This window comes from Lacibacter sp., assembly GCF_035299325.1.
GTDB lineage: Bacteria > Bacteroidota > Bacteroidia > Chitinophagales > Chitinophagaceae > Lacibacter.
In genome coordinates this window covers 32,510-54,498 of the sequence record NZ_DATGWT010000016.1, presented here as the reverse complement: position 1 = coordinate 54,498, position 21,989 = coordinate 32,510, and the positions used below count along the sequence as shown (strand labels likewise).

The following is a 21,989-nucleotide window of genomic DNA, read 5'->3' as shown; positions in this document are numbered from 1 at the left end:
AGTATGCGTTATGTGGAATTACAGGTGACAAGTAATTTTAGTTTCTTACGTGGTGCTTCTCATCCGGAAGAGTTGGTGGAGCAGGCTGCGATTTATGGCTATAAGGAAATCGCTATTACCGATCGAAACAGTTTGGCAGGTATTGTGCGGGCACATGCTGCAGCAAGAAAATCAGGCATTAGAATTATTACCGGCTGTAGGATTGATTTAATTGATGGGCCAAGCTTACTTGCTTATCCAACAAACATAGCAGCATATTCCCGGTTGTGTAATCTTCTTTCAACAGGTAATCTTCGTGCAGAAAAAGGTGAATGTCATTTGTGCAAAGCAGATGTATATCAGCGTGCAAAAGACATGCTCTTTATTGTTGTGCCACCAACAACATTGGATCATAAATTTAGTATTGAAGAATCATTCCAGCAAAATTTACAGGAGTACAAACAAGTACTGGGCGATCAACTATACATCGCTGCCTGCAGATATTACAATGGTGATGATACAAAATATTTATATCGAATGGCACAACTGTCTAATCAGTTGAATATTCCGATAGTTGCAACGAACGATGTGCATTATCATCATGTAACAAGAAGAGAGTTGCATGATATTGTTACATGCATCAGAGAAAAATGCACCATCTACAATGCAGGATTTCGGTTACATCCCAATGCTGAACGTTATTTAAAACCGGAGGAAGAAATGTTTCGCTTGTTCCGGCATTATCCGGAAGCGATCAGGTATGCTGAAGAAATTGCAGAAGCTTGTAAATTCTCTTTAGATGAATTGAAGTATGAATATCCGGAAGAAATTATTACAGAAGGACGTACACCACAAGAAGAACTGACCTACTTAGCATGGAAAGGTGCGAAGCAAGTTTTTGGTGAAGTAGTTCCTGCAAAAACAATTGCAGCCATCAATCATGAACTGGCATTCATTGAACAAATGAATTACGCTTCTTACTTTCTTACAGTGTATGATATTGTTCGCTTCGCAAGAAGCAAACATATTTTATGTCAAGGGCGTGGTTCTGCAGCTAACTCAACGGTTTGTTTTTGTTTGGGAATTACTTCGGTGAATCCGGAGAAATTTGACTTGTTGTTTGAACGTTTCCTTTCAGCAGCACGTAACGAACCTCCGGATATTGATGTGGATTTTGAACATGAACGAAGAGAAGAAGTGATTCAATACATCTATCAGAAATACGGCAGAGAAAGAGCTGCGATTGTAGCAACTGTTACACAACAACATCAGAAAGGCGCCATCAGAGATGTTGCTAAAGCAATGGGACTTTCGGTTGATATGATCAATCGTTTGTCAAAAGCCGTTGGTGCAATGGGCGAATTTCCGGAAGAGTCGTTTACACAGAATCGGTTTACTGAACAAGGCTTTGATTTTAATGATCAACATCTGCGAAAAGTATTGTCGCTCACCAAACAGTTTATCGGTTTCCCAAGACAACTCGGTCAACATACCGGAGGCTTTGTGATCACAAGAGGAAAATTGACTGACCTATGTCCCGTATTGAATGCACGGATGGAAAACCGTACTTGCATTGAATGGAACAAAGATGATATTGATGCACTCGGCTTTATGAAAATTGATGTGTTGGCATTGGGTATGCTTACCTGCATCCGCAAAGCATTTGACCTGGTGAAACAGCACTACGGTCCTGCATTAACGCTTGCAACTATTCCGCAGGATGATCCGGCTGTATACGAAATGATTTGTCATGCTGATACCATTGGTGTGTTTCAAATTGAAAGCCGTGCACAACAATCCATGCTGCCACGATTAAAGCCCCGCACATTTTATGATTTAGTAATTGAAGTAGCAATTGTACGACCGGGGCCGATACAAGGTGATATGGTGCATCCTTATTTACGACGGCGCAATGGTGAGGAACCGGTTGAATATCCATCGAAAGAATTAGAAGATATATTGGGCCGCACATTAGGTGTTCCTTTATTCCAGGAGCAGGCCATGAAGATCGCCATTGTGGCTGCAGGATTTACTCCTTCAGAAGCAGATGGACTTCGACGAAGTATGGCAACCTTTAAAGCAAAAGGGTTAGTATCTCAATATGAAACCAAGTTGATCAAAGGAATGTTGCAGAAAGGATACAAGCTGGAATATGCACAGCGAGTATTTAAGCAGTTGGAAGGATTTGGCAGTTATGGTTTTCCTGAAAGTCATGCCGCCAGTTTTGCATTGCTTGTTTACGTTTCCTGTTGGTTGAAGTATTATTATCCCGATGTGTTTGCCTGTGCATTGCTGAACAGTATGCCGATGGGATTTTATCAACCTGCACAAATTGTGATTGATGCACAAAAGCATGGAGTGGAAGTGCGACCCGTTGATATTAATTACTCCACATGGAATAATTCGTTGGAAGAACGTTCAGAAAATTATTTTGCTTTACGTTTAGGTTTCCGACAAGTAAAGGGAATGCGGGAGGATGATGTGAATGTATTATTGAATGCAAGAACAGATCGTTATCAAACCGTTGATGAGCTGCGGAATATAGGTTTATCTGATAGTACATTAAAGCAATTGGCAGATGCTGATGCTTTTCGCTCAATCGGGCTTGATCGACGACAGGCATTGTGGGAAATTTCAAAAAAAGATACAGCAGTTGGTGTATTCAAGGGGCAGTTAGATGATGATCCGGATGAACAGCATATCTCATTACCTGTCATGAAAGAATCGGAGCATGTGGTACATGATTATGCTACAACTTCACTATCATTAAAAGCACATCCGGTTAGTTTTGTAAGAGAGAAGTTGGAGCAGCTTCATGTAATAAAGATCAATACATTACCGAAACACAAAGATGGTCAAGCCGTAAAAGTAGCCGGATTGGTTTTGGTACGTCAACGACCCGGTACTGCAAAAGGTGTTTGTTTTATGACGATTGAAGATGAAACAGGATTTGCCAACGTTGTATTCTTTGAACAACTGTTTGATAAGTTCCGGAAAGAAATTCTGCAATCACGGTTAATTATGATTGAAGGGAAATTGCAAATTGAAGGCGAGGTGATCCATGTAATTGTAAGCAAGTGTTACAATATGACGAAGTATTTAAGTCAGCTTATTCAACCTCAAGAGGAAGAAATGGATAAACCGACACTGTTTAAAGCCGAAGTTGTGAAGAAGGAAGAAAACATACATACTAACGACTTAAAAGAAAAGAATGTGTTTTCTGAAGGGAGGAATTTCAGGTGAATAGAAACAGTTAGTTTGATTTTACTTGTCTTATCTCAATCTTGAGCCTGAGACTGGATTCGAACCAATACTAAAATTGTTCTAGTAATTTTCTCCTATGTTAATTTATTATACTAAGGTTTTTGTAGATATGAAACGCTAGAGAAATCATACGAAACAACTTGACGATGTTTCACTGAGGAGCGGGTTTGGAAAAATGATTACATGTCATTTATTTGATTATCAGTGCTTCTTATATAAGAGTTTGAATCCTGACTCGGTATCTGAAAATAATTGCCTTGAGCTTACAAAACCGATCTGACTTTCGGATTCCTGAATATTAAATAGGCTTTCTCATTGAATGATTTTTTGTTTCGATTGTTGATCGTTATCGATGCCAAGGGAGATCAGTTGTTACTGTTGTTGGGCTTTGTATTTTTTTTGTGATTTACTGTGGAGCGAATTGTAATGTCTGAGTTATTTATGATAGCTTGTATCACTTAATATTAAGTTGTCGTCCGGAGTTCTCAGGAGAATGCCTTTTTCATCAAGAAGACGTTTAAGCTTTTGATCCGTCATTTCATCAAGCAATTGGTTTTTTAACTGGAATACCCGGATGTCATTATCATTCTTGTGCCATTCCACAATTTTGCATTTGCAGCTTGCATTTTCTAAGGTGTTCAACACTTCTTCAACCGTGCCACCCCGGCCTTGTTTGACATACACTTCCCTGATCCCAATAATATTATTTTTTTCAGCCACGTCAAAACTCCACGATGCTGATATCACATTTTTATATTGACCTGAACCAGCGGGGCAAGAAATTATATGAATATTCTCGAAGAAGTTAATCTGGCCACGGATATACACTGATGAACATTGATGAGAAAAGGCGCCCGGTTTTGAGGGCTATAGTGTTGGACTGGCAAAGACAATTCATTTTGGTGTGTATTGATGGGAACAAATGCTTCCGGATTTATACACATGATACGCTTACGGAAAAAAACTTGCAGAAGTTTTTCAGGTGTCAAGAAAATACGTGGATGTTATTGCGTTGAACTATTGCCTTGAATGGTCACCTTTGCAGGGAGATGTGGTGAATTGGGAAAATTGGATTAGCAAGCCCTTCACGATCACTTAATGGTAAACAAAATGTGAAGAGAGCGGTATGCCCAACTATTCCGGTGCAGACTGGATCGTTCTCACACAAAAAACCGTGGACTGTTTTAGCAGAATTTTGCCTTGGCTTTACTGGTATCAAAAAACTGTGTAGGTTTTCATTGGTTCAAATACCAGGATAATAACCCTTCCAATTTATCAGGAATAATAAATATCAGGATTGGGGATAATCGTTGCAACAGCATGAAAGTTTGCTTTGTATTTCTTGCTGTTCATTTTATAGTACCAGGCACCTCTCTTGGAGTTTTCTTTGTCTTTCTCATTCAGCTTTTCCAGCAAATTCATCGATAAGATTTTCCGGCTGAAGTTGCGGTTGTCCATTTCAATATTATATACTTCTTCATACAAACTTTTCAATTGAGGTAAGGTGAATTTTGAAGGAAGTAATTCAAACAGGATGGGGTGGAAGGCAGATTTGTAGCGTAACCTTGCTTTGGCTTTTTCCACCATTTGTTTATGGTCGAAAATGAGTTTTGGATGCTTATTGATATCAAACCATTCTGCATGGAAATCGTCGGTAATTTGTTTTTTATACTTATTGATATCGATCAACGCAAAGAAGGCTACTGAAACTGTTCGTTCAACAGGGTCACGGTCTGGCTCGCTGAAAGTTGATAATTCTTCCAGATAAACATTCGATAACCCGGTGCGGGTATGTAGCACACGTGCTGCAGCCTGCTCAACATTTTCGTTGGCAAAGACAAACCCGCCCATCAAACTCCAACTGCCTACTTCCGGTTCCAGTGCCCGTTGTACAAGTAGGATTTTTAATTGCTTTCCATCGAACCCGAAGACGATACAGTCGACAGCTAAGAAAACCCTGGCTTGGTCAGGATAACGGCTCATAGTATTAACAGTTATTAGTAAGATAAAAATAACTGTAATTTTGACAGTTAAAAAAATTTATTTTACTTTGTTACACCCGAAAGGGTCATAATCAATAGTCGGCGGGTAGTTTCCACTCTCCGCCCTTTTTAAATCTTTATTAATAACAACAGGTTATTTCGTTTGAGTTTCACACTGCTTGTTCATCAAACAAATAATTCTGAACGAAACTGAGTGCTATATGAAAGAAAAATTGAAAGATGAATTTGTACAGCGGTATGAAAGCGAACCTGCTGTTATTGTACGTTCTCCCGGACGTGTAAACATTATTGGTGAACACACCGATTATAACGAAGGCTTTGTACTGCCTGCAGCAATTGATAAAGCAGCTTACATTGCTTTATCGCTTCGTACTGATGATGAAATTCATTTAACTGCTTTGGATCTGAATGAAACATTCTCTACAACTGTAACTAAGTTAAAACCGGTTGGTGATATTAGTTGGCCCAACTACATACTTGGTTCTGCTGCACAATTCATAAAACGTGGAGTCAAGTTGCCGGGATTCAATGCTATTCTTTCAAGTGATGTGCCCATTGGTGCAGGTTTATCTTCATCAGCAGCAGTTGAATGTGCAACGGTATATGCATTGAACGAATTACTGCAAACAAATATCGATCGTGTTGCAATGGTGGAGATGGCACAAAAAGCCGAGCATGAATATGCAGGTGTAATGTGTGGTATCATGGATCAGTTTGCATCAATGATGGGCAAAAAAGATCATGTGATCAAACTTGATTGCCGTTCACTGGCTTACGAATATGTTCCGTTTAAACTCGAAGGAATAAAAATACTGTTACTCAATACCAACGTAAAACATTCACTTGCTTCATCTGAATATAATACCAGACGTAATGAATGTAACCAGGCAGTTGATTGGATAAAAGTGCATCATCCTGAAGTAACATCGCTCAGGCATGCAACCATTGCAATGTTGAATGATCATGTGTTACCGAAAGATAAAACGATTGATGACCGCAGCCGTTTTGTTGTAGAAGAGATAGATCGACTGCTTACCGGTTGTGCAGATCTTCAGAAAGGTGATATTGCTGCTCTTGGGAAAAAGATGTTTGCTACACATGACGGCCTCAGCAAAATGTATGAAGTGAGCTGTAAAGAACTCGATTTTCTTGTTGATTTTGTTCGTAACCGTCCTGAAGTAATTGGTGCACGTATGATGGGTGGTGGTTTTGGTGGTTGCACCATTAACCTGGTAAAAGAATCTGCGATTGACGAATTGATCAAAGCAATTAAGCCGGCTTACGAATCTGAAATGGGTTTACAACTCGATTATTACATCGCTTCCATTGAAAATGGAACAGAAATTATATAACCATGTTTGACAGTAAAGAACATTCGCACACACGTTTAAACATTCTTACAGGCGATTGGATACTTGTTTCACCACATCGCATGAAACGTCCGTGGCAAGGTAAAGTTGAAACAGTGCCTGCAGATAACAGACCTTCTTACGATCCCACCTGTTATCTATGTCCCGGTAATAAACGTTCTGACGGAAGTATGAATCCTGCTTATGCAGATGCATATGTTTTCACCAACGATTTTTCTGCATTATTACCTGAAACACCGGATGGTGGTGAGAACGATCAAGGATTACTCATCAGCAAAAGTGAAACCGGTATCTGTAAAGTCATTTGTTTTTCACCTGATCACAGTCTCACTCTTCCTGTTATGCAGGAAGAAGCAATTGTAAAAGTGATCCATTTGTGGAAGAAGGAGTTTAAAGAACTTTCTGAAAATAAGCACATCAGGTATATCCAGATATTTGAGAACAAGGGTGAGATCATGGGTTGCAGCAATCCGCATCCACATGGACAAATATGGGCTTCTTCTTCGTTGCCATTAGAATTAACAAAGGAAACCACGCAACAGAAAAAGTATTTCGCACAACATGGAAAAAGTTTGTTGAGTGCCTATCTCGATCTTGAGTTAGAAAAGAAGGAACGAATTGTTGTGGAAAATGAACATTTCGTAGCGCTGGTTCCATATTGGGCAGTGTGGCCTTACGAAACAATGATCATAAGCAAGCGTCAGGTGCAAACCATTTTACAATTCACTCCTGAAGAAGAAAAGGCATTTGCTTCCATTTTAAAGCAGCTTACAACTAAGTATGATAATCTGTTCAATATTTCTTTTCCCTACAGCGGAGGTATGCACCAGGCTCCGGTGAATGATGGAGAAGATCATGCTGAATGGCATTGGCATATGCATTTTTATCCGCCTTTGTTACGTAGCGCTACCGTTAAGAAATTCATGGTTGGTTATGAAATGCTGGCCAATCCGCAACGGGATATTACACCCGAGGCTGCGGCTGCTACTTTGCAACAGCTACCAAACGTTCATTATACCTTGAAATAAGTATCCGGCTTTCTTCATTACGGCTTTGCCCGATAACAGACACTGTCTTGTTTTCGGGCTTTGTCGTTTATTGAGCAGATGTTTTTTAGCTTACAATAGAATTTATGCAATCGTTTTTTCAACCTATTTCAAAACGGATTGAATATATTTGGGCTCTTAATTAAAAAATTTAGAAAGTATGGCCAGAAAGACTGCTTCCATGGATCTGCTCGACAGTTTTGAGAAAATTCCCACGAGGATTTTTACAAATGCAAAAGAAGGATCTGCATTTGCGGCTTCTCAAATCGCTGATTTAATTCGTGAAAAGCAATCGAAGAACGAAAAGTGTGTATTAGGGCTAGCTACAGGTTCAACGCCAAAATCGCTGTATGCAGAACTGGTGCGGATGCACAAAGAAGAAGGACTCAGCTTTAAAAATGTTATTGCGTTTAACCTCGATGAATATTATCCCATAGAACGGGATGCCATCCAGAGCTATCATCGTTTTATGAAACAGCAGTTGTTTGATAAGGTTGATATTGATCAAAACAACTGTCATATACCTGATGGCACCACTGCAAAAGAAAACATCAAACAACATTGCTCAGCCTACGAGCAAAAAATTGCCGATGCAGGCGGTATTGATCTGCAGGTTTTAGGAATTGGCGTGAACGGTCACATTGGTTTTAACGAACCGGGTTCAAGTGTTTACACTAAAACAAGATTGATCACACTCACCAATTCAACACGTTTAGCAAACAGTTACGAATTCGCAAACATCAGCGAAGTGCCAAGGCTTGCGATAACAATGGGTATTGGTACAATCCTGAAAGCAAAGAAAATTATTCTGATGGCTTGGGGACCGACAAAAGCTCCGGTTATTCAGCAGTCTGTTGAAGGCGATGATACAGAACATGTGCCTGCATCGTTATTGCAGAATCATGATGATGTAACATTTGTCATTGATGAGATGGCTGCGGCTGAGCTTACCCGTTATAAAAGTCCATGGCTCACAGGTGAATGTGAGTGGACGGATAAGATGATCAAACGTGCTGTTGTGAACATGGCACTAAAACTTGGCAAACCTGTATTGAGCTTAACCAATACTGATTATAACGAATATGGTTTAAGTGATCTGCTGGTAGAGAAAGGTGATGCATATGAAATTAACCTGCAGGTTTATTATATGTTGCGAGACAGTATTACGGGATGGCCCGGCGGTAAACCGAATGCAGTAATACCCAACCATCCTGAACGCAGCAATCCTTACCCCAAAAAAGTGATCTTGTTTTCGCCACATCCTGATGATGATATTATTTCCATGGGTGGAACCTTTCAGCGTTTACATGATCAGGGGCATGAAGTGCATGTTGCTTATCAAACAAGTGGCAACATTGCCGTAACCGATGAGTTTGTTACACGTTTCCTCGATTTTGCAGTGGGTTTTGAACAGATGTTTGGTATTGATGCTGATAAATCGAAGAAGATATTAAGTGAAGCAAGAGGCTATCTCGAAAAGAAAAAATCAAATGAAGTTGATACAAAAGCCATACGTGAGATAAAAGGTTTGATCCGTCGTTGCGAAGCAGCTGCAACCTGTCGCTATGTTGGTTTGAAAGAAGGACAATGGCATTTTCAAAACCTACCTTTCTATGAAACAGGTACGGTTGAGAAAAATCCAATGGGCGAAGAAGATGTAAGATTAACAATGGAGCTCTTCCGTAAAATAAAACCGCAACAGGTGTATTGTGCCGGCGACTTTGCTGATCCGCATGGTACTCATCTTGTTTGTTTCAACGTGGTGCTTGAATCGTTGAGGAGAATTAAAGCCGATGGTGATGAGTGGATCAACGATTGCTGGTTGTGGTTATACAAAGGTGCATGGCAGGAGTGGAACATGGAAGAAATTGAAATGGCCATACCAATGAGTCCTGAGCAGGTGATGAAGAAGCGCTTCGGCATTTTTATTCATCAATCGCAAAAAGATATGGTGCCCTTCCAGGGTAGCGATAGCCGTGAGTTCTGGCAACGTGCTGAAGAACGTAATGCAGCCACTGCCGATCTGTATGGTAAGCTTGGTTTAACACAGTATGCAGCCATGGAAGCATTTGTGCGTTGGCATTATTAACAGGCAATTAAATTATATTACCGCAGCTGATCAATATTTTGATCAGCTGTTTTTTTTACTGCAATAATTTATATTTCCGTTTGTCAGTTTTATTTTCCGTTTATGCTGGTAAAACAACTTGCGGGAGAGAATACATAAATATGTCAACACATAGAAAATAGTTTTGCGAACCAAATCAAAACCTTATTATCTATGCGTTTTTCATCTATTGCAACGGCAGCTTTACTTCTGCAATTGTTCATTATTTCGGGTTGTAAAAAAAATAATCAACCGCAACCACAACAGCCGGCTGATATTTCAAAAATTACAATCAATGACTTTCGATTTTCAGAGGTGAATTATTCTTCAATTGACATCGATCATCCTACAGTTGTGAATGGGATTGAAACAGAGCCGGGGCAGATTACCATCCGAATACCACGAGGTAACACAGGACTACAATTAACTCCACTCGTTTCCAATTTCCAAAAACAAGGATACAGCATTGCCCCACAGTTGGGGGTAAAGACAGATTTTCTTTACAAAGAACAGTTGTACACGATTACTTCTGCAAGCGATCCGCAGAAAAAAATAAACTATCGTGTAACTGTGCAGGAAGAACCTGTTGCCGGTACATTGGCAATCACAAATTTTCGTTTTTTGAAATCAATGAACGCTCAGCTTTCAGAAGATATCTCGGCGGTTCAGATAATTCATGGAAATGGTTCCATTGGTAAAATACATGTAATTGTGCCGGCAGATACTCACTTTGGAGCACTAACCCCGGTTATCGAGCACAATGGAACACAAGTTGTTTACACACAAAATGCTTTTGATGTTCCGGCGAACAGTACAAGCGTTTATCCGTACACGGGTCTGTCGATTGATTTCGCTTATCCCAAAGGTTTTTATATTGCGGTGAAGCGAGGAGGAGAAGTGATGACCTACAGTGTGATTGTAGACGTTGAAAAACCGATCGTATTTGTAAGCGATTATGTAATCATGTCTGGTTTGCAAAGTGGAATTACCCAAACTGTAAAAGTGGGCGAGTTGTATAATCGTGGTAACAGACCCATAACAATAACGCAGATAGCTCATAGCGATCATGTGCCATATGGATCAGACCTGCGCACTTTTGTAACAATGCCCTCCGGTGGACTTTTACCGGGCGAAAAGGCAGATGTGAGAACAACTTTACTCGAAGGGTTCTTTGATCCGGGCACTTATGAAGTGAAAGCAAGTTTACGACCAGGCTTTTTTCAGGAACCTGAAATGCAGAATTATTTACAGCCCTCTTTTTTTAATCTGAAGGTTCAATTGCAATAAAAAGAAAGAGGAACTGCAATAAGCAGTTCCTCTTTCTTTAAAATCATATCAAGCTGCTTTAATCTTTTATTTCAATTACACGCTCTTCAATATTTAATATTTCCCCCGCAGAAACTGTTTTTGTAGAGATGCTGTAAATAACCCATCCATAATCGTGAATACGTGATCCTATGAGGGTTGTATTCACAAGGGGATTAAGAACAAGATCTTTTGGGACAGGTTTGCCCGCTTTTTTTGCAAGATTGGTAAGGTATTCTTTTACTGCCTGCTGCAGTTGTTTTTCATCAACTGATAACTCATACCGCAAAATATAGTTCTCTTCTTTTTCATTGATTTCATCAAGATAAATGAATACATCGGCATCGAATGGTTTGCCTCCCGTTACGTTAGGCACTTGAATACTTGCTTCTACAGGTTCACCTTTTACATATTTACCGCCATGAAAGGTGTAGAACTGTTGAATATCATTTATGGCAATGGCTTCAATGTTGGCTTTGCTGTTATAAATTTTTGTAACCTCTTCCATGATCTCCCTTGCTTTCGGATCATGTTTAAATTCTTCTTGTAGAAGAGTTGATGATTTCTTCATATGGTCTCTTACATCCTCCCAGTTGAGTAATTCTTCGAAGGCTCCCATGTCATCTGTTTTAATTCGGATCTTCAGGTTTTGAAAACCAGCGTCAATTTTTTGCCTGATGAGTTCGCCGCCGGTAACTCTGTAATTACTGTACTTCCATTCGATCACATATGAATTTGCTGTTGAATCAACTATGGTAATATCCACATCGTAGGTCAGTTGCGATTTTGAAATGGTATCGCCTTCTCTTATTTTAAATTTATCGGTGGTAATGGTATAACTCTGCTTTTCATTTTTATCCCAATAGCCGATGGCCTGCACGGTTGAATCTTTGAGATTGATTTGGGCAAATGTTGTTGTATTGAAAAGTATGAAAAATAGAATTGTAAGAAATTGTTTCATATTGATGGTATAGATAATAAATATTATTAAATGAGCAGGACAAATTACCGAAAAAAATAATGCCGGCGCAGGTTTCCCGACCTGTCCATTTGTGTTGCTACGGTAATTGTTTATGAAGCAAAGTAACGGATGATACTAGTGCAAAAACCTGCGCCGGAAGGGGAACTATTGCTCGGCAGAATTATGTCCGTAGAATTTAAAGCTTGCATATGCATTGCCAATGATTATTTCAATGCACCGCCTGATTGTACAAAACCTGTTGTTGCCTGCAGTATTTATTAAGTAAGGATGGTATTTTTTACAAAATGTAAAAAATACTTGTCATAAAGTAAAATATGCATTACATTTGTAAAAACTAAAAAAATATGTCAAACGAATTCTTATTACCAAATAAGTATAAACTTATTGGTTGGTGTCTTTTGATACCTTCTGCAATTTTGGGTCTTATTCTCACTTTTACAGGCATGGAGACTTTCCGTGTCAAGTCAAAAGTATTTGCAATCATTAATGAGCCTCTAATGGAACCTACTGAATTCTTTAAAGTAATTGATTCTAATATTACGCCAACATTTGTTGGGGCTTTATTTATTGTTGGAGCAATGATGGTGGGCTTTTCAAAAGAGAAAAGAGAAGATGAATTTATAGCAAAAGTCAGGTTGTCTTCTTTACTATGGGCAGTTTGGATAAATTATGTTTTATTGTTTTTAAGTTTTGCGTTTGTACATGGTTTCTCTTTCTTAAATGTTATGATGTATAATATGTTCACAGTGTTAATTATTTTCATTGTGAGGTTTAATTACATTTTGTATAAAAACTCCAAATCTGTGTCTGATGAAAAATAATATTAAAGTTGAAAGAGCAATCAAAAACATGACACAAGAGGAGCTGGCAAATAAAGTGTCAGTCAGCAGGCAGACGATTAATGCGATGGAGGCAAACAAATACGTGCCCTCTACGGTGTTGGCTTTGAAAATTGCAAAAGTTTTTGCCAAGTCTGTTGAAGAGATATTTTTCCTTGAGAAAGGTGATTAGAATTCTGGAAAATATTTCGGTCGAAGCTTTATCAGAAGAAGTTACCAATTCAGGTAAAATATTTAATAAGTCAGTTTTTATCGCTATCGAAATTTGCTTAAATCCAGCTGCCGAAAGGCAGGTGGATTTCATTTAATCATTATCCAATCCCTTCCAAACTTCCACCTTTCGCAAACAAACGATCGATCTGTTTTTCTATCGCTGCATCTTTCTCTACCGGAGGTGCATGATGTGGCTTCAATCTTGCATCAAACACAACCGGCCCTTTACAGCCCCAATGCTTGTATTCAGTAAACGAAGCAATACCATATAAATCATGACTTGGATTGCAACGTGTATAACTCACCCATAAATAATTGCGGAGATTGGCAGCAACAAAACTGCTGTCGTCGCAGATGATGAGTTGAGCAACGCCGCTTAGTTCATGGTTCATGGTTGATAGTTGATGGTTTAATACATCCATCTCTTTTTGCGCTTCTTCGTAGGTTGTAAATTTCTTTGTTTGCAAAGCAACTACACCCGGCATACAGAGTTGTGGGTTTTCGAACTGTTGTAATTCTTTTAAAACAGTTGGTATTTCTCTGCACAATTCTCTTTTCTTATCACCATAAGCTGCCAACACTAATTTGCTTCCACTGTTTAAACCGGTACCGGAGTAATCCAATGTATCAATGGTGGTGTTGGTATGGAAATGGAGATCTCGTGTAAGATCAATGCGTTCAAAAATATATTCTAAATATGGCTGTACATTATGTGTGTGCAGCTGATTGGTATCATCAGCCGTAATAAATAAAAATTTCGCCAGACTCAATTGCCCCGTACCCAACACATGGTTAGCGATGGTCAACAACTCAGCCGGTTGTTTTGTGGGAGTGTAAGGCGTGTAGCGTTCGCTGCCGATTGCCAGTAACAACGGATGTACACCAGCAGCATCAACCGCATGTACCTCTTTTAATCCCGGTACTTCCTGTGGAATAGCGTTGCCCGTTAGTTCGTGGATCAGTTCACCAAAGCTGGTGTCTTCCTGTGGTGGACGACCAACAACTGTAAACGCCCATATGGCATTTTTCTTTGCATACACATTGTTCACCTTCATTAACGGGAAGGGATGTGTTAAACTGTAATAACCTAAGTGATCACCAAACGGTCCCTCAGGTTTATTCTGCAATGGATCAACTTCGCCTGTAATGACAAAATCAGCATCGGTACTGATGGCATTTCCCAGTGTATCGTATGCATAACGAAAACGTCTGCCTCCCAATACACCGGCGAATGTCATTTCACTGATACCTTCCGGCAAAGGCATCACTGCACTCAACGTATGCGATGGCGGTCCGCCAACAAAGCAACTCACTTTCAATGGTTGTCCTTTGGCGTTTGCTTTTGTTTGATGAATGCCAATACCCCGATGCAACTGATAATGCAAACCAATTTCTTTATTCAACTCATATTCGTTTCCGCTAAGTTGAATACGGTACATGCCAAGGTTCGATTTCATGATGCCGGGCTTATCAACATCTTCTGTATACACCTGCGGTAATGTTACGAAGGCACCGCCATCCATCGGCCAATGTTTAATAAGGGGAATATCATTGACCTGTATTTTATCAAACGAAAACGAAGATTGTTTTTTAGGTAATGCTTTCAGTGCTGCTAACCCTGTACTTAGATTTTGAATGGGGCTCTTCAACGCTTTCATCGGATCGCCTTTCAGTTCAATGAGCTTTTGCACCAATTGCAACGTATCACGAAAGATGAATTTGCTGCGATCGAGTGTGCCGAAAATATTGGAAGCGGCCCGGTATTTCGATCCTTTCACGTTTTCAAACAAGAGGGCAGGGCCTTTGGCTTCGTACACACGCAGATGGATAGCCGCCATTTCGAGGTGCGGATCAACTTCTTCTTTTATGCGTACCAAGTGACCGTTCTTTTCAAGGTCGAGTAAACATTCTTCGAGTGAGCTGTATGCCATAATACGTCAAAGGTAGGTGGAGAACTGTTTCGAGTTACAAGTTGAGGTCCGGGTTGAGGTTAAAGGTTAAGGGTTACGAGTGGTTCTCCGCAGGTTTAATTTGCTCAACAAATTGCAGAATGGTATAAGTTATAAGTACCCATAACCTGTAACTTCTTCTTCTCTAAACAAAATCCTCTTATAAGTGTTTAAACAACTTCACACATCTTTGCAGTATGGTACAGGCGTATAATTTTTTAGCATCGTGGCAGTTGTTCCCGGAAAAGTGCAGTTACGAATTTGGGGAAACACCCAAGAGCGGTAACTGTAAAATTGAATCGGTGAAGAACGGAACGGAATTGATGATGAGTACTAATTGGGTAACGCATCTCAACGAAGCATTTTATACATCGTACAACTTTGTGCCCGATGCAGCTGTTCATCCGTTTGACAAAACAGAAGTGGCGCAGCAGATCCGCTCCGAAATTCCAAACTCATCTACCCTGCTGGTGGAATTTATCACGAACGGACAACTGAAGTTCAGTGCTACCCATGAAATAATGCCCAATGGTTTTTTACGCATCACACAAAAGGGTTTCACACCGGAGTATAAACGTTACACCAATGTAGAAATATATCACAAACAAATGAGTGTGTTGCCGTATGCGTCGAGTGTAAGCGGTGTGGTTATTCGTCCAACAAAAGAAGGTGTTATCCGTCACCAGGCATTAACCGCTATGGAAGAGCAAACCAATATGCAGCTCGACCAGATCAAACAACAAATTGAATTATTGGCAAGACAGGCACAAGAAATTGTAAAGCGCAAAGAATTATCATTGATGATCTATGATGCAAAGCTCAACTTTCGTCCGGTGATCGGGCAGGTGTACCATCTGTATCAGAAAAATGATGACAGTTATTTGTTGTCGATGGTGAGTCCGAAGGAGTGGGGAGGTACAGGGCCGTTTAAACAATTTGTTGCATCGGCGAAGTTGCTGGCCGATCATACGTGGATGGAAGTGTAGGAGAAGCCGGTAGTGGATAGTTTGTAGTTCATAGTTGATAGTTAATTGTTCATGGTAAAACAAGCCGGACTGCGGTTTGAAACAGGAATTGGGAATTTGTTTTTTGGAATTTGGGGTTCGCTCTTTGGACTTTATTTCTTAAACATTGGATTTTGTTTTTTGGATTTTGGTTCTTAACATTTGCGTAATGAATTTCCCCATTGAAGTAAAGAAAAGTAAGGTAGCAGGCAAAGGTGCCTTTGCATTAAAGGCTATTCCAGCTAAACGAAAACTCGGCAACATGGCCGGCGAAATTATCAGCTACAAAGAAGCACAACGCAGAGTAAAGAAACAACATGCCGGTGAATTGCTGATGGTGGAGTTTGATAACGAACCTGTGGCCTTGGATGCCAGCATCAACCGCAATGCATTATCGTACATTAATCATTCCTGCGATCCCAATACATATATGCGGCGTGCATACAGACAAGTAGAATTCTACAGCAAACGTGCCATCAAAAAAGGAGAGGAGCTTACCTGCGATTATGGTGAAACACATCATGATGGAAAGTTGCCTTGTAAATGCGGGGTGAAGAATTGCAGGGGATTTATTTGATGGTGAGTGTGTCTCTGGGTAAAGCCAATTACTCTCGTTCTCTGAGGTGAAAAAATCTGCATCATAAAAAGATCATCTTCTTTCGCTGCGTTTATAGCCAAACAACAGGTAGCAGAATATACTGAATACGGGAGCGAAGACAAAAAACAACATCCACATGATTTTAGATGTCTGGCTAAGGTCATTGCGTTTCCATACAGCCACGACAAATGTTAGTGGGATAACAATCAGCAAAAAAATAAAGACCGAGAGTATAATGTTGCCCGATAAAAGTTCAAGTTTTTCCATTGGTAGCATTTTGTCAAATATACATAACAGTTTCAGTGGTTGCAAATGGAGGAGTCGCCCGTAACCAATAACCTGCAAACCTCCAACTTGCTACTCACCATTCACCACTTGCTCTTACCTTTGCATTATGACCAAGCTCTCCGTTAACATCAACAAATTTGCCACACTCCGCAACAGTCGTGGGGGTAACAGACCAAACGTATTGCAGGCTGCTATCGATGCACAAAGATTTGGTGCCGATGGTGTAACTGTTCATCCACGCCCCGATGAACGACATATCCGTTACGATGATGTGCGACAGATCAAACAAATCATCACTACTGAATTTAATATTGAAGGCAATTGCCGTGAGCAATCATTTGTTGATTTAGTGCTGGAGGTAAAACCGCAGCAGGTAACATTGGTACCCGATACGTTGGGACAACTCACCAGTGATCATGGATGGGATACTATTCAGAATAAAAAGTATCTCATTGATATGATCGCCGTGTTTAAAAATGCCGGCATCCGTACGTCCATTTTTGTTGATCCCGAAATAAGGATGATCGAAGGTGCAGTGGAAACAGGAACCGATCGAATTGAACTTTATACCGAAAGTTATGCCAAGCAATACAGCGCTGATCCACGTGAAGCAGTGCATCAATATCTTGTTGCGGCTACACGTGCCCGTTCAATGGGCTTAGGCATCAACGCCGGGCATGATCTTGATCTGCAGAATCTGCACTACCTCATCCAAACCATTCCCTGGATCGATGAAGTAAGTATTGGGCATGCACTTATTTGTGATGCATTGTATCTTGGTTACGAAAATGCCATTCAGTTGTATAAGCGGCAGTTGAATGTTGAATAAAAACGATCACTTGAAAAAACCTGTTAAGCGTTTTTATTCTTCCTTCGATATATTAATGTCGTTGTTTTGGCGGGCCTTATGCCTGTTTGTAATTATATATTCTTTGCCATCTTTCTCAGAGAATCCACCTGTTATAACAGCGGTATGTTTGATCATGCTTTTTTTTATTGCATTGTTTGGCACAGAAGAAGTTGATCTGTATCACGACAGACTGGTACAGAAAGATTTTTCATTACTCTCGTTAATTTTAGGCTCACAAAGAAGAAGTGTTTTGTACGATGAGGTAGATTCTTTCTCTATGCAGTCATACATAAACGAAGCTTCTGAGGGTGTTGCTTATATTATACTTCGGGCTTTAACAAAAAAGAGGAGAGCCGGGAGAGATGACCGGGATATTTTAATCACCTGGAAAGATGGACGGGTAGAGCATTTTACTACAGCCTTGGGTGAAGATACCGCAATCGAAATTGTTGAATGTGCCAATGAGTTATTGAAGCAGTATAAGCGGGGAAAGCGGAAATAGTAAGCAGGCGTTTTTGAATGAGGTTTTGTAGCTGGTTTTTGTTCATTACACTTCTTATTTTTGAATACTGTTTATTTCAGATAATTCAATCTCATTTTCATGTCAAACATTCAACTCATTATTGAAGAACGTGCTGTTAACATCGGAAAGTTTATGGTGGGCAGGTTGTTGCCGTTCCGTCAAAAAAGAATGGTAGGCCCGTTTATTTATATTGATCATATGGGGCCCGTGCAAATGAATGAACGAGAGAATATGGACATATTTGCACATCCGCACATTGGGCTGAGCACACTTACGTTTTTATTTGAAGGAAGTATCATGCACCGTGATACATTGGGCACCGAAGTAGAAATAAAATCCGGCGCCGTTAATTGGATGACTGCCGGCAAAGGAATTGTTCACTCCGAACGTACACCTGAATACCTGCGTCATTCAAGCAAAACCATGCACGGTTTGCAGATATGGGTGGCCTTGCCAAAAGAACTGGAACAAATGGACCCGGAGTTTTTTCACATCGAAAAAGAACAGATACCTGCATGGGACGAAAATGGATTACAGTATAAATTAATTGCAGGTGAAGCATGCGGAAGAAAGTCGCCGGTGCCCGTTTACAGTAAATTATATTTGATCGAGATCAAAAGCTCTACAACACAAACCGTGAAGTTAGGAAGCGAGTTGTATGGCGAATCGGGTTTGTATATACTGGAAGGAAGTATCGAGAGTGAAGGCAATGTGTATGAACCCAAACAATTACTCGTAGCAAAAGACAGTAAGCTCTGCGAGTTTACCATTACAGCCGGCAGCAGCATTTATATTTTTGGTGGAGAACCTTTTCCCGAAGAACGTTTTATCGATTGGAATTTTGTTTCATCAGACAAAGCACTCATTGAAGCAGCAAAACAAAAATGGATCGCACAGGAATTTGATAAAATAAAAGGAGAGGAAAATGATTTCGTTCCTTATCCGGCAGCGACGAGATAATTGTTAATGGATAATGGTTAATTGTTAAGTGTATTCATCACTCATCTTTCATCATTCATCACTCATTCCCCTCATTTGATTCTCCATTATTACCGTTACATACATACTGTTATTTTACTGCAGATGAAAGCAAACTAGTTTTGATGAAAACTAAAACATCATGAACTACATTTTACCCTATACTATTGAAAATGTGCTCGGCGAAAAATTGGTATTCGTTTCAACAGAAAAAGGAGAGGAAGGCGATAAACTGATTGTAGAAAATTTTGTTGATCCTGGTTTTGGCCCCATTATGCATACACACTGGCTGCAGGATGAATGTCTCACAGTTGTAAAAGGACGTATTGGTTATATCGTGAAAGGCGGCACTGAACAATTTGCAGGCGAAGGTGAAACGGTGTTGTTTAAACGTGGTGTATCGCATCGTTTCTGGAATGCAGGTGAAGAGGAATTGCAGTGCAAAGGATGGGTCTATCCCGCCAATAACATTGTGTTTTTTCTTTCTTCCATCTTTGAAGCCCAAAACAAATCGGGTAAAGCCCAACCCGAAGCATTCGATGGTGCTTATCTCATCACCCGTTATAAATCTGAATTTGACATAGATGGTATTCCTGCGTTTGTAAAAAAAGTTATTCTGCCTGTTACTTACTTTATTGGCAAACTGTTGGGTAAGTATAAGCACTTTGAACATGCGCCTGCACCGGTAAGAAATTGAGTTTCGATATGTTACGGGTTACAGTTTATGAGTAAAGGGTACTCGTAAGCTGTAACTTTTAACTCGTTACTCTTTTTAAGATCGTTGGCCCGGGTGTACAAGCAATATGTTTTCTTGATGCCGCTTAAAGCGGCATGATTATTCCATTGAGTATAAAAACCGGATTTTGTTAACTTATAACTCATGACAGGTCATAGGGATATATTAATTCCTTTACCGGTAGGAATACTGTACTTCTTTTTTCCCCGGCATCTAAATTAAAAGCAAAGATGTCTATTTAGAGCGCAGGATAAGGTCACTCAAAATAATTGGCATCGCTCTCACCGTTATATCAATTGTTTATTTTCTTACTAAGTTGTTCGCAGTTCGTTAAACTAGTCAGTATCATCGACGAAAGTGTTATAGGTTATAAGTTGGTCGTAAATTCTGCTTCCAGGCTTCGATTTTCCGCCTTTATGCAAAACTCCAAAATGTTTTTCTTTGCCTTGGTTCATGTCCCCACAAAGTATTCTCCAATACATAACAATAGCGAAAATTCGCTACAACTTTTTTCAGCTCATTTCCTATATTAGCTTACTGTTGTTTTAGTGCGAACGGCAAATATTCACACATAACCAACCTGCTTCATGAGGAAAAACTTTTTTTTCTGGACCAGCCTGTTTCTGCTGTTCCTTTCAGTGTTTGCATTTTCAGATAATCTGTTTTACGATGTTGGTCAGAAGAGTAACAGCGATCCCAAATTCATTATTCATGGGTTGTTTTTCCTGGCGTGGTTTATTATCCTGGTACTACAAACAGGATATATACGGAAAGGGAATTACAAAGCACATCGAACACTCGGTATCACAGGAATGTTGGTCGGACTGGGTGTAATTATCAGTACGTTTTATGTGTTTGTAGTTATTTACGAAGGATGGTCGGTTATGCCTTTTCAGGTGAAAGCAAACCGCATTTTCACCACAAGTTTTGCCATTTTGATTTGGCTGGCATTTCTCAACCGCAAGAACGGAGTTAAGCACAAACGATATATTTTTATAGGAACGCTTTATGTTTTGGGGCCGGTGCTCGACAGGGTTGTTGGCAAGCTGATGTCTATTGAATCATTAACAGGACCTGTGATATTTGAAGCAATTATTTGGAACGTTTTATTTATTTCTTTGTTTGTTTATGATTGGAGCACTCTCAAAAAAATCCATCCCATCAGCTGGATTGGTTGTATCTGGTTTTACGTAGTGTGGATACTTTCTGTAATGCTTTAGGAAATAGAGGTTTGCTGTATTGCAGCACCTGATCGTTTAATGTGTTGTGTATATTTATGTAAGCGACAATTTTCTTTGTATGACAATTTCAAAAAAGATCTACAGTAAAGTCTTTTGGAGTGCGATCATTTTATTAAGTGCTTATTATTTATACCGAGCCATCCTTTTCCGTTTTTATAAAGAAGGGCTGGGTGAATCATTTTGGGATAAGCAATTTTGGTTTGTGTCGCATATTGTTACTGCAGTTTTTCCATTGGTTTTGGGTCCGTTTCAATTTTGGAAATGGTTTCGCAACCGCCATATTAAATTACACAGGTTGCTTGGAAAGTTATATATCAGTGGCTGCCTGTTGGGCGGACTTACAGCGCTTTATTTGGCATCCACTCAGCCATACCAGGGTTCAATTGTTCCTGTGATCATGTTGGCATTGCTGTGGTTATTTATGACAACGGCGGCGTGGTTGGCTGTTATTAATAAAAATATACAGGCGCATCGTTTGTTCATGATCCGCAGTTATACATTAACATTGGTGTTTGTGTTCTTACGTTTGTCAGGCGACCTCATCGAGCAATTTCATTTGCTTTCTTTTATCGACAGTTCTGATGTGAGAGATACAACACAGGAATGGTTAAGTTGGGTAATTCCTGTGTTAGTTGTGGAGATGTTTATATCATGGTTGCCTTCTGTTAAGAAGTTGAAAACAAATAAAGCAAAGAGATGAGGGATCAATCGAAA

21 protein-coding genes are annotated in these 21,989 nt (G+C 39.8%); 15 read left to right on the top strand and 6 right to left on the bottom strand.

What is annotated here, in order from left to right:
- Nucleotides 1-3: 3 nt before the first annotated feature.
- Nucleotides 4-3,222: an error-prone DNA polymerase gene (locus VK159_RS10235; protein ID WP_324230039.1), complete on the top strand. Its 3,219-nt coding sequence runs from the start codon at nt 4-6 to the stop codon at nt 3,220-3,222.
- Nucleotides 3,223-3,678: 456 nt separating this feature from the next.
- On the opposite strand, the gene VK159_RS10230 is transcribed toward VK159_RS10235, so the two are convergent.
- Both VK159_RS10230 and VK159_RS10225 read right to left on the bottom strand, forming a co-directional pair.
- Nucleotides 3,679-4,071, bottom strand: a complete 393-nt coding sequence (locus VK159_RS10230) for a hypothetical protein (protein WP_324230038.1) — start codon at nt 4,069-4,071, stop codon at nt 3,679-3,681.
- 447 nt (nt 4,072-4,518) lie between these two features.
- Nucleotides 4,519-5,226, bottom strand: a complete 708-nt coding sequence (locus VK159_RS10225) for an NUDIX hydrolase (protein ID WP_324230037.1) — start codon at nt 5,224-5,226, stop codon at nt 4,519-4,521.
- 220 nt (nt 5,227-5,446) lie between these two features.
- On the opposite strand from VK159_RS10225, the gene galK reads away from it, so the two are divergent.
- The 4 genes from galK to VK159_RS10205 all read left to right on the top strand — a co-directional run bounded on the left by galK (nt 5,447) and on the right by VK159_RS10205 (nt 11,056).
- Complete coding sequence (galK, locus tag VK159_RS10220) at nt 5,447-6,598, top strand: galactokinase (RefSeq protein WP_324230036.1); 1,152 nt, start codon at nt 5,447-5,449, stop codon at nt 6,596-6,598.
- A gap of 2 nt (nt 6,599-6,600) precedes the next feature.
- The gene (locus VK159_RS10215; RefSeq protein ID WP_324230035.1) at nt 6,601-7,644 is read left to right on the top strand and encodes a UDP-glucose--hexose-1-phosphate uridylyltransferase; all 1,044 of its coding nucleotides are present in this window, start codon (nt 6,601-6,603) and stop codon (nt 7,642-7,644) included.
- Nucleotides 7,645-7,822: 178 nt separating this feature from the next.
- Nucleotides 7,823-9,751 (top strand): glucosamine-6-phosphate deaminase, encoded by a 1,929-nt coding sequence (gene nagB / locus VK159_RS10210; RefSeq protein WP_324230034.1) that lies wholly within the window; start codon nt 7,823-7,825, stop codon nt 9,749-9,751.
- A gap of 192 nt (nt 9,752-9,943) precedes the next feature.
- Nucleotides 9,944-11,056: a hypothetical protein gene (locus VK159_RS10205; RefSeq protein WP_324230033.1), complete on the top strand. Its 1,113-nt coding sequence runs from the start codon at nt 9,944-9,946 to the stop codon at nt 11,054-11,056.
- Nucleotides 11,057-11,114: 58 nt separating this feature from the next.
- On the opposite strand, the gene VK159_RS10200 is transcribed toward VK159_RS10205, so the two are convergent.
- A complete protein-coding gene (locus VK159_RS10200) occupies nt 11,115-12,035 on the bottom strand; it encodes a hypothetical protein (protein WP_324230032.1) in 921 nt (306 codons plus the stop codon).
- 365 nt (nt 12,036-12,400) lie between these two features.
- Here VK159_RS10200 and VK159_RS10195 point away from each other — a divergent pair, with 365 nt between their 5' ends.
- Nucleotides 12,401-12,877 carry a hypothetical protein gene (locus VK159_RS10195; RefSeq protein ID WP_324230031.1) on the top strand — a complete coding sequence of 159 codons (477 nt, stop codon included), beginning with the start codon at nt 12,401-12,403 and terminating at the stop codon, nt 12,875-12,877.
- Nucleotides 12,867-13,067: a helix-turn-helix transcriptional regulator gene (locus VK159_RS10190; protein ID WP_414672825.1), complete on the top strand. Its 201-nt coding sequence runs from the start codon at nt 12,867-12,869 to the stop codon at nt 13,065-13,067. The genes VK159_RS10195 and VK159_RS10190 overlap by 11 nt, the downstream gene beginning before the upstream one ends.
- Before the next feature lie 139 nt (nt 13,068-13,206).
- On the opposite strand, the gene VK159_RS10185 is transcribed toward VK159_RS10190, so the two are convergent.
- A complete protein-coding gene (locus tag VK159_RS10185) occupies nt 13,207-15,039 on the bottom strand; it encodes a UbiD family decarboxylase (RefSeq protein WP_324230030.1) in 1,833 nt (610 codons plus the stop codon).
- A gap of 215 nt (nt 15,040-15,254) precedes the next feature.
- Between VK159_RS10185 and VK159_RS10180 the strand changes: the two genes are divergently transcribed.
- Nucleotides 15,255-16,043, top strand: a complete 789-nt coding sequence (locus VK159_RS10180; protein ID WP_324230029.1) for a DUF2452 domain-containing protein — start codon at nt 15,255-15,257, stop codon at nt 16,041-16,043.
- A gap of 187 nt (nt 16,044-16,230) precedes the next feature.
- Nucleotides 16,231-16,638, top strand: a complete 408-nt coding sequence (locus tag VK159_RS10175) for an SET domain-containing protein (RefSeq protein ID WP_324230028.1) — start codon at nt 16,231-16,233, stop codon at nt 16,636-16,638.
- 72 nt (nt 16,639-16,710) lie between these two features.
- Here VK159_RS10175 and VK159_RS23675 read toward each other — a convergent pair whose 3' ends face one another.
- Entirely contained in the window at nt 16,711-16,926 is a 216-nt protein-coding gene (locus VK159_RS23675; protein WP_414672824.1) for a PLDc N-terminal domain-containing protein, read from the bottom strand.
- Nucleotides 16,927-17,053: 127 nt separating this feature from the next.
- On the opposite strand from VK159_RS23675, the gene VK159_RS10170 reads away from it, so the two are divergent.
- A complete protein-coding gene (locus tag VK159_RS10170; protein WP_324230027.1) occupies nt 17,054-17,776 on the top strand; it encodes a pyridoxine 5'-phosphate synthase in 723 nt (240 codons plus the stop codon).
- 33 nt (nt 17,777-17,809) lie between these two features.
- Here VK159_RS10170 and VK159_RS10165 read toward each other — a convergent pair whose 3' ends face one another.
- Entirely contained in the window at nt 17,810-17,932 is a 123-nt protein-coding gene (locus tag VK159_RS10165; RefSeq protein ID WP_324230026.1) for a hypothetical protein, read from the bottom strand.
- Here VK159_RS10165 and VK159_RS10160 point away from each other — a divergent pair.
- From VK159_RS10160 to VK159_RS10140, 5 genes are all read left to right on the top strand, one after another.
- Entirely contained in the window at nt 17,931-18,299 is a 369-nt protein-coding gene (locus VK159_RS10160; protein WP_324230025.1) for a hypothetical protein, read from the top strand. The two genes, VK159_RS10165 and VK159_RS10160, sit on opposite strands and share 2 nt — an antisense overlap.
- Before the next feature lie 99 nt (nt 18,300-18,398).
- Nucleotides 18,399-19,280: a pirin family protein gene (locus VK159_RS10155; protein WP_324230024.1), complete on the top strand. Its 882-nt coding sequence runs from the start codon at nt 18,399-18,401 to the stop codon at nt 19,278-19,280.
- A 160-nt stretch (nt 19,281-19,440) separates the two neighbouring features.
- The gene (locus VK159_RS10150; protein WP_324230023.1) at nt 19,441-19,995 is read left to right on the top strand and encodes a cupin domain-containing protein; all 555 of its coding nucleotides are present in this window, start codon (nt 19,441-19,443) and stop codon (nt 19,993-19,995) included.
- Nucleotides 19,996-20,621: 626 nt separating this feature from the next.
- The gene (locus VK159_RS10145) at nt 20,622-21,254 is read left to right on the top strand and encodes a hypothetical protein (RefSeq protein WP_324230022.1); all 633 of its coding nucleotides are present in this window, start codon (nt 20,622-20,624) and stop codon (nt 21,252-21,254) included.
- Nucleotides 21,255-21,333: 79 nt separating this feature from the next.
- On the top strand, nt 21,334-21,975 hold the full coding sequence (locus VK159_RS10140; RefSeq protein ID WP_324230021.1) for a DUF2306 domain-containing protein: 642 nt from the start codon (nt 21,334-21,336) through the stop codon (nt 21,973-21,975).
- Nucleotides 21,976-21,989: the final 14 nt, after the last annotated feature.

Coding starts and splice junctions, on each gene's coding strand:
- VK159_RS10235 (WP_324230039.1), top strand. CDS start 4: ATGCGTTATGTGGAATTACAGGTGACAAGTAATTTTAGTTTCTTACGT.
- VK159_RS10225 (WP_324230037.1), bottom strand. CDS start 5,226: ATGAGCCGTTATCCTGACCAAGCCAGGGTTTTCTTAGCTGTCGACTGT.
- galK (WP_324230036.1), top strand. CDS start 5,447: ATGAAAGAAAAATTGAAAGATGAATTTGTACAGCGGTATGAAAGCGAA.
- VK159_RS10215 (WP_324230035.1), top strand. CDS start 6,601: ATGTTTGACAGTAAAGAACATTCGCACACACGTTTAAACATTCTTACA.
- nagB (WP_324230034.1), top strand. CDS start 7,823: ATGGCCAGAAAGACTGCTTCCATGGATCTGCTCGACAGTTTTGAGAAA.
- VK159_RS10205 (WP_324230033.1), top strand. CDS start 9,944: ATGCGTTTTTCATCTATTGCAACGGCAGCTTTACTTCTGCAATTGTTC.
- VK159_RS10200 (WP_324230032.1), bottom strand. CDS start 12,035: ATGAAACAATTTCTTACAATTCTATTTTTCATACTTTTCAATACAACA.
- VK159_RS10195 (WP_324230031.1), top strand. CDS start 12,401: ATGTCAAACGAATTCTTATTACCAAATAAGTATAAACTTATTGGTTGG.
- VK159_RS10190 (WP_414672825.1), top strand. CDS start 12,867: ATGAAAAATAATATTAAAGTTGAAAGAGCAATCAAAAACATGACACAA.
- VK159_RS10185 (WP_324230030.1), bottom strand. CDS start 15,039: ATGGCATACAGCTCACTCGAAGAATGTTTACTCGACCTTGAAAAGAAC.
- VK159_RS10180 (WP_324230029.1), top strand. CDS start 15,255: ATGGTACAGGCGTATAATTTTTTAGCATCGTGGCAGTTGTTCCCGGAA.
- VK159_RS10175 (WP_324230028.1), top strand. CDS start 16,231: ATGAATTTCCCCATTGAAGTAAAGAAAAGTAAGGTAGCAGGCAAAGGT.
- VK159_RS23675 (WP_414672824.1), bottom strand. CDS start 16,926: ATGGAAAAACTTGAACTTTTATCGGGCAACATTATACTCTCGGTCTTT.
- VK159_RS10170 (WP_324230027.1), top strand. CDS start 17,054: ATGACCAAGCTCTCCGTTAACATCAACAAATTTGCCACACTCCGCAAC.
- VK159_RS10160 (WP_324230025.1), top strand. CDS start 17,931: ATGCTTTTTTTTATTGCATTGTTTGGCACAGAAGAAGTTGATCTGTAT.
- VK159_RS10165 (WP_324230026.1), bottom strand. CDS start 17,932: ATGATCAAACATACCGCTGTTATAACAGGTGGATTCTCTGAGAAAGAT.
- VK159_RS10155 (WP_324230024.1), top strand. CDS start 18,399: ATGTCAAACATTCAACTCATTATTGAAGAACGTGCTGTTAACATCGGA.
- VK159_RS10150 (WP_324230023.1), top strand. CDS start 19,441: ATGAACTACATTTTACCCTATACTATTGAAAATGTGCTCGGCGAAAAA.
- VK159_RS10145 (WP_324230022.1), top strand. CDS start 20,622: ATGAGGAAAAACTTTTTTTTCTGGACCAGCCTGTTTCTGCTGTTCCTT.
- VK159_RS10140 (WP_324230021.1), top strand. CDS start 21,334: ATGACAATTTCAAAAAAGATCTACAGTAAAGTCTTTTGGAGTGCGATC.